This window comes from Bacillus sp. AFS041924, from assembly GCF_002577195.1.
GTDB lineage: Bacteria > Bacillota > Bacilli > Bacillales > Bacillaceae_G > Gottfriedia.
The window spans coordinates 56,873-69,319 of record NZ_NULG01000022.1 but is presented as its reverse complement, the minus strand read 5'-3'; the positions used below and the strand labels follow the sequence as shown (position 1 = coordinate 69,319).

10 protein-coding genes are annotated in these 12,447 nt (G+C 33.3%); 2 read left to right on the top strand and 8 right to left on the bottom strand.

Going from position 1 to position 12,447, the window contains the following annotated elements:
- Window positions 1-58 precede the first annotated feature (58 nt).
- From ctaF to cyoE, 5 genes are all read right to left on the bottom strand, one after another.
- Window positions 59-397 (bottom strand): cytochrome c oxidase subunit IVB, encoded by a 339-nt coding sequence (ctaF, locus tag COC46_RS08275; protein WP_098809260.1) that lies wholly within the window; start codon window positions 395-397, stop codon window positions 59-61.
- A 4-nt stretch (window positions 398-401) separates the two neighbouring features.
- On the bottom strand, window positions 402-1,025 hold the full coding sequence (gene ctaE, locus COC46_RS08270) for a cytochrome c oxidase subunit III (protein WP_098809259.1): 624 nt from the start codon (window positions 1,023-1,025) through the stop codon (window positions 402-404).
- Window positions 1,025-2,881: a cytochrome c oxidase subunit I gene (ctaD, locus tag COC46_RS08265; RefSeq protein ID WP_098809258.1), complete on the bottom strand. Its 1,857-nt coding sequence runs from the start codon at window positions 2,879-2,881 to the stop codon at window positions 1,025-1,027. Before ctaD ends, ctaE begins: the two co-directional genes overlap by 1 nt.
- Window positions 2,882-2,913: 32 nt before the next feature.
- The gene (coxB, locus tag COC46_RS08260) at window positions 2,914-3,954 is read right to left on the bottom strand and encodes a cytochrome c oxidase subunit II (protein ID WP_098809257.1); all 1,041 of its coding nucleotides are present in this window, start codon (window positions 3,952-3,954) and stop codon (window positions 2,914-2,916) included.
- A 96-nt stretch (window positions 3,955-4,050) separates the two neighbouring features.
- Window positions 4,051-4,971, bottom strand: a complete 921-nt coding sequence (gene cyoE / locus COC46_RS08255) for a heme o synthase (protein WP_369700033.1) — start codon at window positions 4,969-4,971, stop codon at window positions 4,051-4,053.
- Window positions 4,972-5,371: 400 nt separating this feature from the next.
- On the opposite strand from cyoE, the gene COC46_RS08250 reads away from it, so the two are divergent.
- Window positions 5,372-6,307 (top strand): COX15/CtaA family protein, encoded by a 936-nt coding sequence (locus COC46_RS08250; RefSeq protein WP_098809255.1) that lies wholly within the window; start codon window positions 5,372-5,374, stop codon window positions 6,305-6,307.
- A gap of 111 nt (window positions 6,308-6,418) precedes the next feature.
- Here the strand turns inward: COC46_RS08250 and pyc are convergent, their stop codons facing one another.
- The 3 genes from pyc to COC46_RS08235 all read right to left on the bottom strand — a co-directional run bounded on the left by pyc (window position 6,419) and on the right by COC46_RS08235 (window position 11,559).
- Window positions 6,419-9,868 (bottom strand): pyruvate carboxylase, encoded by a 3,450-nt coding sequence (gene pyc / locus COC46_RS08245; RefSeq protein WP_098809254.1) that lies wholly within the window; start codon window positions 9,866-9,868, stop codon window positions 6,419-6,421.
- Window positions 9,869-9,950: 82 nt separating this feature from the next.
- Window positions 9,951-11,093 (bottom strand): FtsW/RodA/SpoVE family cell cycle protein, encoded by a 1,143-nt coding sequence (locus tag COC46_RS08240; protein WP_098809253.1) that lies wholly within the window; start codon window positions 11,091-11,093, stop codon window positions 9,951-9,953.
- Window positions 11,094-11,268: 175 nt separating this feature from the next.
- Window positions 11,269-11,559, bottom strand: a complete 291-nt coding sequence (locus COC46_RS08235) for an Fpa/YlaN family protein (RefSeq protein ID WP_056468514.1) — start codon at window positions 11,557-11,559, stop codon at window positions 11,269-11,271.
- A 335-nt stretch (window positions 11,560-11,894) separates the two neighbouring features.
- On the opposite strand from COC46_RS08235, the gene COC46_RS08230 reads away from it, so the two are divergent.
- A complete protein-coding gene (locus tag COC46_RS08230) occupies window positions 11,895-12,383 on the top strand; it encodes a hypothetical protein (protein ID WP_098809252.1) in 489 nt (162 codons plus the stop codon).
- Window positions 12,384-12,447: the final 64 nt, after the last annotated feature.

Below are 12,447 nucleotides of genomic sequence, written 5' to 3'. Positions count from 1 at the left end.
GCACATGCTGGGCGCACAAACAAAAAAGGAAGTGAATAAAATTCACTTCCTTTTTCCATCATAACCAGATTAGTGTTAAGAATGTTAATAGTGTAATTACTGCAACTGTTACTCCTGAATATAAGAAGAATGCAGGTATACTATGTCCTTTATTTTTCATATGCATGAAATAATAAAGTTGGAACACTAATTGTACTACAGCTAATACTAAAATAAATGGTACTGTGAAATATGGATCCATATGTTCACGGTAAATAACTGCTGCAAATGCTGCAAGAGTTAATATAATCATTAATGCGAATGAAATTAATTGATGTTTCATTTCTTCAGCATGTTTACGACGGTGATACTTTAGTTCAACTTGATTTCTTTGATGAGAGTTTGTATTTGCACCCATTTCCTTATCCCACCATTCCCATTAAGTATACTACTGTAAAGATAAAAATCCATACAACGTCGATAAAGTGCCAGTATAAACTAGCAACATAAAACTTCGGAGCGTTGTGTAAATTTAATCCTCTTCCAGCATTTCGAAGCATTAAAGTAGTAATCCAAAGTAAACCAACAAATACGTGAGCACCATGAGTTCCTACTAAAGTATAGAATGAAGAACCAAATGCACTACTTTTAATTGTAAACTTATATTCGTGCATATAGTGTTTAAATTCGTAAATTTCTAATAATAAAAATCCTAGACCTAATAATACAGTAATTCCTAACCATAACATCATCTTTTTGTGTTCAAAGTTTTTCATATGATACATTGCATAAACACTAGTAAGTGAAGATGTTAAAAGTAACATTGTAGCAATGAATACTAATTTTGGTTCGAACATTTCTGCAGCAGTTGCTCCACCTGCAGTAGAGTTTCTTAATGCTAAAAACGTACCAAATAGTGAAGCGAATAATACTGTTTCTCCACCAAGAAATAGCCAGAATGCTAAGAACTTATTTTTACCTTCTTCTGTAGCTTTTTCAGGATTATGAGGAAACGTTTCAGCTGTAAACTTTTGATTCATTTCCATTATGCCTTAACCCCCTCGTCAGCTAAGTCTTCTTTATGGATATGGTAACCATGATCATCAATCCAAGAACGTAAGAACATAGAACCGAATGTAATAAATAAACCTAATACTAATACACTAACAGCTGTATGGTTTTTAAGTTCGTCATTATACAACGCACCAAATGAAGCAATAAATAAACCAAGAGACATGACAAACGGTAAAATAGATGAATTTGGCATATGAATATCACCTAATGGTTCCGCAGGTGTCATTTTGCCATCACCTTCAATTTTTTCTACCCATAATGCATCTAATCCACGCACATATGGAATTTGCGCAAAGTTATATTCTGGTGCTGGAGAAGAGATTGACCACTCAAGTGTACGACCTACACCCCATGCATCTGCTTCGGCTTTTTCACCTTTAACTGCTGTATAAATAACATTGATTAATAATACGATTGTAGCAAGTCCCATGAACATTGCTCCACATGTACTGATTAAGTTTCCTGTATCTAAGCCTTGTCCTGGTAAATATGTAAAGTAACGACGAGGCATACCCATTAATCCTAAGAAATGTTGGATAAAGAAAGTTAAATGGAAACCAATAAAGAATAATACGAATGTAATTTTACCTAATGTTTCATTTAAAATTTTACCAAACATTTTTGGCCACCAGTAGTGAGCACCAGCAAAGATACCAAATACTACCCCACCTACGATAACGTAATGGAAGTGAGCTACTACGAAATAACTATCATGGAATTGATAGTCAGCAGGAGCTGCTGCATTCATGATACCAGTAACTCCACCAAGTACGAATGATGGAATGAATGCCACTGACCAAAGCATTGGCGTTGTAAAACGAATTTGTCCACCCCACATAGTTAATAACCAGTTAAAGATCTTAACCCCTGTAGGAACTGCAATTGCCATAGTTGCAACTGCGAAAATTGCATTTGCTACCGCACCAAGTCCATCTGTGAACATGTGGTGAGCCCAAACCATGAATCCTAAGAAACCGATTAATACTGTAGCGAATACCATCGAAGAATATCCGAATAATCGTTTCTTAGAGAATGCTGGAATGATATCAGAGAAGATACCAAACGCTGGTAAAACAAGAATATATACCTCTGGATGACCGAAAATCCAGAATAAATGTTCAAAGATCATAGAATTTCCACCTAAAGATGCATCAAAGAATGCAGTTCCAAATAGGCGGTCAAACATTAATAATGCTAACCCAATTGTTAATGCTGGGAATGCAAATAAGATAAGTGCTGATGTTACAAATACTGTCCAAGTAAATAGTGGCATACGCATGTAAGTTAACCCAGGAGCACGCATGTTAATAATCGTTGCTAAGAAGTTAATACCACCTGCTAATGTCCCTATACCGGAAACCTGTAAACCTAATAAGTAAAAATCTACACCATGAGATTTACTTTGTAGAGCTAGTGTTGCATAAGAAGTCCAACCTGCGTCAGGAGCTCCACCTAAAAACCAACTTAAGTTTAAGAAAATTCCTCCAAAGAAAAATAACCAAAAACCTAAAGCATTTAAGAACGGGAATGCAACGTCACGAGCACCAATTTGTAAAGGTACTACCGCGTTAAAAAATGCAAAGATTAACGGCATTGCCGCTAAGAAAATCATTGTTGTACCATGCATAGTTAATACCTGGTTATAAGCATCACCAACTAAAAAGGTGTTGTCTGGCTTGATTAATTGTATACGAATGAATAACGCTTCCATTCCACCAACTAAGAAAAAGAGTCCGCCTGCAATTAAATACAGAATGGCAATTTTCTTATGGTCGACTGTCGTTAAGTAGTCCCACACTAGTGGTTTCTTTTTCGCTACAGAACTCACAGTATTACCCCCTTTGCTTCATATCCATTAAATTATTTTGCAATTTTCAAGCTAGTTAAGTATGCAGTTAACGCATCAATTTCATCTGAAGATAAATCACCATATTTACCTGTCATAAGGTTACCTGGTTTCATTGCTTCTGGATCTTTTAACCATTTTTTAAGATTTGCTTCATTATTTTCAGCAATACCAGCAACCATATCACGATCACCAAAGTTAGCTAAGTTAGGAGCAAGTCTTGCAGCTGGTGGTCTAGTATCATTTGCATCTGCAGCATGACAACCAATACAGCTTTGTTTGAAGATTTTTTCACCTTCTTGGGCTTCAGCTGTAACGGCTTGACCCTTCTGATTTTTCATATCAGCTAACCACGTATCATAGTCAGCTTCACTTACTGCTTTAACTTTAAATTGCATTAATGAATGTGAAGGACCACAAAACTCTGCACAGAATCCATTATATGTACCTTCTTTATCCGCTGAAAGCCACATCTTGTTTTCACCTTCAACGTTTGTATCGATTTTACCTGCTAATGCTGGTACCCAGAATGAGTGTTTAATATCTTGACCTTTTAGGTTTAAGATAACTTTTTTACCTACTGGGATAATCATGTCTTGTGAAGTTACAACTTTTTGATTCGGATACTCAAATTCCCACCAGAAAAGATGAGCATTTACATTAATTACAATTGCATCCTTTTTCTTCTCATCTTTCGCCATCTGTTTCTCATCTGAGAGCTTAAACGTTTGTGATACTGTTGGAACTGCTAATACGATAAGTAAGATAACAGGAATAATAGTCCAAAGAAGTTCTAAAGTATGACTACCTTCTACTTGCTTAGGAATTATATTCTCTTGACCTTTACGATAACGGAATTTCACGATTACGTATAGGAAGAGAACTGTTACAACAGCAACAACGAATACCATGATCAACGTACTTAGCACCATAAGATCGTATTGCATTTTTGCTACTTCACCTTGAGGATTCAGTGTAGATTGATTTGCATTTCCACATGCACTCAAAATAACTGCTATCAAGGAAATTAGCGAGACTAATCGCCAATGTTTCATAAGTATACTTCCCCCTCTTTCAATTTAAAGTGTTTCATTCTTATTTTTAAAATAAGATTAAACAAACAATTAAAAAATCCCCCGTAATACCCCTAATTAAAACGAAATTGTAAACACAATCATTGACATAAACAGGAGAGTTAAATAGTTAATCGAGTATATAAACATAAGTTTTGAGAACTTTTGATCGTCCTTTAGTTTATAACCATAGATTCCTAAAATAACCCAACCAATATTCAATATTGTTGCAAAAATAATAAATGGTAAACCTAGAGCTTGCATGTAAAATGGCAATGGTAATAAACATAATACCCAGATCATAACCTGACGCTTCGTCATTTCAAATCCGTAAACCACTGGTAGCATTGGGATTCCCGCTCTTCTATATTCTTCAGAACGACGCATCGCAAGTGCTAAAAAATGAGGTGGTTGCCATATAAACATGATTAAAAACAGCATCCAAGCAATCGGATGCAAGTTCGCATCAATTGCTGCCCATCCAATTAATGGGGGTGCTGCACCAGATATACTACCTACTACTGTGTTTAACGTGTAATTACGCTTCGTCCAAAGAGTGTATAGTACGATATATGTAAATGCACCGATAAATGCATATACAACAGCCATAAGAGTTGTGAAAGCCATAAATGTAAAGCCCACAATCAATAATAGAATACCAATCGAAATTGTAACACTTGGTTTAATATTACCTGTTACGGTTGGTCTATCTTTTGTTCTTTCCATAAATGGATCAATATCGCGATCAATATAGTTATTAATTACACATGATCCTGCAATAATCAGCGATGAACCAATTACTGTAATTATTGCCGTTGGTAAAGAGTCTAATATATCTAATCCATTTAGTTGGATTGCTAACCAGATACCTGTAAACGTTGTCAGTATATTAGAGTTTACGATCCCTATTTTCATTAAAGAAAGTAAATCTTTCTTTAGCGAACTAGAAGGATGATTAGTTTCTCCATTATTAGAAACATTATTTGCTAATTGTTCCAAGTCAATCCTCCTCTTTTTTTACAAAACTTCATTTTTCATACCCAATTGTTAATGGTTAATAATGAACTTTTAATTTAGACATACTTCTATTAAACTAAATTGAATGAAATTTTTGTGATAAATATGTGAACAAATTGTGTACGTTTCAAAAAAATTTTAACGTATACAGTCTATCTTTTCAATACTAAATACTATTTAATTATAAAATTAATTATTTCTATATTTTAAAAATGAATACATTCAAAGTAAAGAAAAAACAAATATTATGTCTAAATATGAAGGTTACCTTTGAATTTTTTGTCGTAATCTTATATGATATAGAAGTATTATTTGCAGAATAATTTTTTTAATAAATAAATTTTAAAATTATTATTATTTTATAAAAGTGGGTGGATATACTTTGCTACGTGTTTTAAAAGGGGTATCGTTAATAACCTCATTCATTCTTTTAATTGTTTTATTGGGTGGGGCACTCGTAACAAAGACTAATTCTGGACTCGGTTGTGGAAGATCATGGCCATTATGTAAAGGTCAAATTATTCCTGATAATTTAACTATTCAAACTGTAATTGAGTTATCTCATCGAGCAGCATCAGGCCTTGCCGGGGTGTTTGTTTTATTATTAGCAGTGCTTGCTTGGATTATCATTCCTCATAAAAGAGAAACAAAGTTTTTAGCAATCATATCTTGTATTTTTTTAGTAGCTCAAGCATTAATTGGAGCAGCTGCTGTAGTTTGGGGTCAAGTCCCTGCTGTTAAAGCTATTCATTTTGGTATTTCTTTAATTTGTTTTGCAGCAGTAGTCATGTTAACTTTATTAATCTTCGAACGTGATCGCAATTACCAAAAAGATACTTTTTATGTCGGAAAGAAAATGAAATTTCATACCTACGGTTTATGGATTTATTCATACTTAGTAGTTTATACAGGAGCCCTAGTACGTCATGAAAATGCTAGCTTAGCATGTCCTAGCTGGCCGCTATGTAGTAAAGTAAACAATGGTATTCCTACTCAAGTCCAAGAATGGATTCAAATGGGACACCGTTTTGCTGCATTTCTATTATTTGTATGGGTAATTATCGCATTTGTACATGCTTATAAAAACTATCGAAATGAACGTGGCATTTATTTAGGTTGGTCTGTATCTTTAATTTTAGTTTCGCTTCAAGTGATTTGCGGAGCTTTCATCGTTATGACAAATTTAAATATTTATGTTGCATTAACACATGCTATCTTGATTTCTTGTTTGTTTGCTATATTTAGTTTCCAAAGCTTATTGTGTACACGAAGTAAAAACTCAAGTTCTGCGATTCTTCAAAATAAAAACATCTCATAAAAAAGGTATTTCTTCCACTTAACTGTAGAAGAAATACCTTTTTTATTATGCTTAAATTTGAAATAAAGAGAAGTTGCAGTCAAATTGCATACTCCCCTCTATCTTCTTTATTTATCTTTGTTCAAGCTCAATTAATAGATCACCTGTTGAAATACTTTCTCCTGCTGTAATTAAAATATCTCTAATTACACCAGTAAATGGAGATTGAACCGTTGTTTCCATTTTCATCGCTTCAGTGATTGCTAAAGTTTGACCTTTTTCAACGATATCGCCTTTTTTAATCAGTACATTTAAAACAGTACCTGGCATTGTTGCGTTAATATGATTCGGATTACTTGTGTCACCTTTTCTTTTTTGAACAACAGTGGATTTGATTGAATAATCTTTAACCACTATTTCTCGAGGCTGACCATTTAATTCAAAGTAGATAACTCTAGTTCCATCTGGCTGAGCTTGACCAATTGAAACTAGTTTAACAATTAGTGTTTTACCACGTTCGATATCTACTTTAATCTCTTCATCTAGTTTCATACCATGGAAGAATGAAGGTGTATCAAGTACAGATAAGTCACCATAGCTTTCAACGTTCTTTTGATAATCCATAAATACTTTTGGATACAGACAATAAGCTAGAATATCAAAATTCGTAACCTGTCTATTTAACGAACGGAATAAATACTCCTCTACATCTTTAAAATCAATTGGTTTTAAAGTCTCTCCAGCTCTTTCAGTTAAAGGCTTTCTTCCTTTTAGAATGATGCGTTGTAAACTCTTTGGAAATCCACCATGTGGTTGTCCTAATTGTCCTTCAAAAAACTCAATAACTGAATCTGGGAAATCAATAGTTTCCCCTTTTTCGTAAACTGAATCTTCATCAAGGTTATTTTGAACCATAAACAATGCCATATCCCCAACTACTTTTGAAGATGGTGTTACTTTAACAACATCGCCAAATAATTGGTTTACTCTGCCATACATATCCTTAACTTCTTCAAATCTGTCACCTAAGCCAACACCTTTAGCTTGTTGTTTGAGGTTAGAATATTGACCGCCTGGCATTTCATGTTGATATACTTCAGTATGCGGTGAAACCATTCCACTTTCGAAACTACTATAATACTTACGAACACCTTCCCAATATGTTGATAATTGTTCTAAGCCTTTAATATTTAAGTTCGTTTCGTGATTCGAACCTTGAAGAGCATAGTATAAACTATTTGCACTTGGTTGTGATGTTAATCCAGACATGCTACCTATTGCGACGTCTACAACGTCAACGCCAGCTTCAATTGCTTTAACGTAAGTGTATAATCCATTTCCACTTGTATCATGAGTATGTAAGTGGATTGGTAAATCTACTGTATCCTTTAACTCACTAATTAACGTATAAGCCGCCTGAGGCTTTAATAAGCCAGCCATATCCTTAATCGCAAGAATATGTGCACCAGCTGATTCTAAATCCTTTGCAAGCTCTTTATAATAAGCTAGATTGTATTTAGTTCTTGTTGGGTCTAATATATCTCCAGTGTAACAAATCGATGCTTCAGCAAGCTTTCCGTTCTCTCTTACAGCATCAATTGCAACTTCCATCCCTTTAATCCAATTTAAACTATCAAATATTCTGAATACATCAATGCCAGCTTGAGCTGATGCTTCAATGAATTTTTTGACAAGATTATCTGGATAATTTTTATATCCTACTGCATTTGATCCACGGAGAAGCATCTGGAATAAAACATTAGGTACTTGATCTCTTAAGTTTAATAATCTTTCCCATGGATCTTCATTTAAGAATCGGTATGCTACATCAAAAGTCGCACCGCCCCACATTTCCATAGAGAATAGGTTAGGTAATAATTTTGATGTTTGTTCTGCAACTGTAACTAGATCCTTCGAACGAATTCTCGTTGCAAGAAGCGATTGATGAGCATCCCTAAATGTTGTGTCAGTAAATAAAACATTCGGCTGATTTTTTAACCATTTCGAAAATTCATCTGCGCCTAATTTATCTAATAATTGCTTAGTACCACTTTCAGCAACTTTTATATGATTTACATTTGGAATGATAATATCATCATAAGCTGGTTTTTCTTTTACTGATATTCCTGGAAATCCATTAACTGTTACATTTCCAATATAATTTAAAAGTTTTGTACCACGGTCTCTTCTTTTTGCAAAAACAAATAATTCCGGTGATGAATCAACAAAAGAAGTATCATACTCACCTGACAAGAAATCAGGATGTGTCGTAACATTTTCTAAAAATGGAATATTTGTTTTAATACCACGAATACGGAATTCTTTTAAATTTCGATTTAATTTTGCAATCGCGCCTTCAAATGTTAATGCGTGAGTAGTTACTTTTACTAATAATGAATCATAGTAAGGTGTAATAACAGCACCTTGGAAACTATTGCCAGTATCTAGCCTTACACCAAATCCTCCACCTGAACGATATGCCATAATTTTTCCTGTATCAGGCATAAAGTTATTCAGTGGATCCTCTGTAGTAACACGAGCTTGTATAGCAAAACCAATTTTTGGAATCTCATCCTGCAATGGAATTCCTACTTTATCACTATGTAAACCATTTCCTTGTGCAATTAAAATCTGAGTTTGAACAATATCAATTCCTGTAATCATTTCAGTGATCGTATGTTCAACTTGAACGCGAGGGTTAACCTCTATAAAATAAAATTCATTACCTGAAACTAAAAATTCTACAGTACCAGCATTTACATACTCTACTTCTTTCATCAATTTAACAGCTGCTTCACAAATTCTATTTCTAAGCTCATCACTTATAGAAGTACATGGTGCAACTTCAACTAATTTTTGATGTCTTCTTTGAATTGAACAGTCACGTTCAAACAAATGAATAACATTTCCTTGATGGTCCCCTAATATTTGAACTTCGATATGTTTTGGATTTTCGATAAATTTCTCAACATAAACCTCATCGTTCCCAAAAGCCGCTTTTGCTTCAGACTTTGCACGCTCGTATGCATCTTTTAAACCTGCAATCGTACGTACAATCCTCATACCGCGACCGCCACCACCAAGGGCAGCTTTAATAATAATCGGGAAACCAAAAGTTTCACCAAACTCCCTTACATCATCCAATGATTGCACTGGACCACTACTACCAGGAATGATTGGTAATTTAGCTTGAAGAGCTTGTTGTTTTGCTTTGATTTTATCTCCGAAAATATCTAAATGTCTTGAGTATGGTCCGATAAAAATAATTCCTTCTTCTTCGCATCTCTTTGCAAAATTAATATTTTCTGATAAGAAACCATATCCTGGATGTATTGCATCTACGTTGTTTTTCTTTGCTATTTCAATAATTCCTTCAATATCTAGATAAGCATCTATTGGCTTTTTACCTTTTCCAACTATATATGCTTCGTCAGCTTTATAACGGTGATATGACCCTTCATCCTCTTTAGAATAAATACCAACAGTTCTAATACCTAACTCAGTGCAAGCTCGAAATACTCGAATTGCAATTTCACCTCTGTTAGCAACTAGAACTTTTTTAATCTGTTTCGTGTAAGTCATTTTAAAGCCTCCTGTATTTATGAAAGATTATTATCAATAAATTAAGAATAAAACTTTTTAAAAATGCATATTTGAAGATTTTTTATAAAGGTTCTTTATTCAACTTATTACGTATTGAAATATTCATTAAAATACCAACCATAGAGAGCATCACGATTAACGAAGTTCCTCCATAGCTTACAAAAGGTAAAGGAACACCTGTAAGTGGAATTAACGAAGTAACTCCTCCTATATTTACAAAAGATTGAATGACGATGATTGCACTGATCCCAGTAGCTAATAATGAATCAAATGAATCCTTTGATTGATGGGCTATAAGCAATCCACGCCAAACAATTAAGAATATACATAAAATAACAACACTAACGCCTATTAAACCTGTCTCTTCACCGATAATTGCTAAAATAAAATCAGTATGAGGTTCAGGTAAGTAGCCAAGTTTTTGAATACTTTTTCCTAATCCAACTCCCGTTAAGCCCCCATTTGCAAATGCAATAAGCGAATTAACGATTTGAAAACCGATTCCTTGTGCATAATCAAAAGGATTTCGGAATGCTAAAAATCGATTAACTTGTACATCAGTTAATCCGATCCCTAAACTGATACATATACTTATTAATGGATAAAGTAATCCAATACCACCTATAAATAAGAGAATTAGTCTCTTAACAATAAAACCACTACAAAACGATACGACTGAACAGGCACCAATTATTAATAAAGCTGTCCCTGTATCCGGTTGTAATCTCAATAGGACAATATAAGCCGCTACAATAATCCAAGGAGCAAAAAGCATTTTCCAGTTCTTTGTAATTTTTTTTTGTCTTTTAGAATACCATCCAGCTAAAAGGACAATTGAACCTAATTTTATTAGCTCGGCTGGTTGAATTCCAAACACCCAGCTTTTCGCATTATTTCTAACTTCACCAAAGAGTAGAACTGCGATTAGTAATCCAAAACTTACTGCAACATTTAAGATCATGACAATTCTTTTTCTAAAGAATGTTGCAGGTAAAAACATTAAGAAAATAAAAGCAAACATCCCAACTTCAAATGCAATTAATTGCTTATGAAAGAAATAGTCACTAGGCCAATGTTCACTTTGATAACGAATGGATGGTAATGGTGAACTTGCACTGTACACCATAATTAATCCAAATAAACATAAGACTAATAATGGAACAAAAATCATATAATCAATATTTTTTAGATATTTTTTTAACATTACTTAATCATCCCTGCTTTGATTAATTATACTTTATGTATTCAACTATTTTGCTAAATTCCCTTTATAAATAAAAACATTGTAACATAGATTAATAGATTTAATGCTTATAACACTTAAAAAAATTCACAAAAAAAAGCTCAAACATTTAGTTTGAGCTTTTGTTAAGCTTAAATTATTTATTCTTTTGATCTGTAAACGCTTCATGCAAAGCAGATAGTTGACGCTCAAGTTCAGAAAGAAGTTCTTTACCTTGTTCCGCTTCAATTAAACCTAATCGAGATGCAAAGTCTATTTCTCTAGACAATCCAAACATTTGAGTATCTAAAACCTCTTCGTATAGAGGGCATTGTGGCATTGTTAAATGATCAAGTTGCACATTTATTAATTTTAAAATCTTTTCAGCATCTTTTTTTAATAATTCAAATGCTTTATCTTTGTAATCTGTTACAGCATCAGACCTCAATTTTCTCCCTCCGCTTCCGTACAAGCTATCTATTTAATATTATAGTTCTTTTGAGGAAAAATCAACTTAATTCATTAGATTTACAAATATGTATTTTAGAAAATTTTATTTTTTCAACAGATTATTTAGGTTCTTTAAGTCTAAAAGTCGCCCTTTCAAATCTATTTTTAATTACTTATGCTAATACACCAGTTTTTATTTTTTCACTAAGGGTACATGTTTAACAAGCTTAAAAACTCAAATGATATTTCAACCTATTTTGCTCATTTAATTGTCTTTTTTCACCGAATAGTCGTACACTATAAATAGACTTAGTACATAGAAGGGGTTTTAGTATGAGTGATGTTTTTCAATTAACTGGTAATGTGGAATTTCCGTTGACGATTGATCCGAGTGTTTGGATTTTTGATGAGAGAAAAGTTAAGTTAGTGAGTTTATTAGCTGGTGAATTAAAAAAGGTTGATGAGCTTGAACAATATACGAAAAGTGTTTCAAAACATTGGGATCGTGAAATTGTTGAAGGTGCGAAGGTTGATAATAGTCCTTTATACGCTACTCAAAAGAAAGAATGGCTCAAAGAATCATATGCAATGCCATTTTCTTATTTTATAGACAATAGTAAACCTAAAAATCGTGATACAGAAGTTACGATTGAAACAAAAGATGAAGAAATAAAATTACCATTTGAAACGATCTATGAAAGTTATTTAGCATTTTCATATAACGGAAAAAGAATCATTGAAAACGGGCCAGTTCATTTATATTTTGTCGATGGCTCAAATAAAGAAACACCCATTACTTCAATTAAGAAAATTATTTTGTAGATTTACACAACAAAACATCTTACCAATTAAAATTGGTAAGATGTTTTCGTTTAAGCAATTTAAT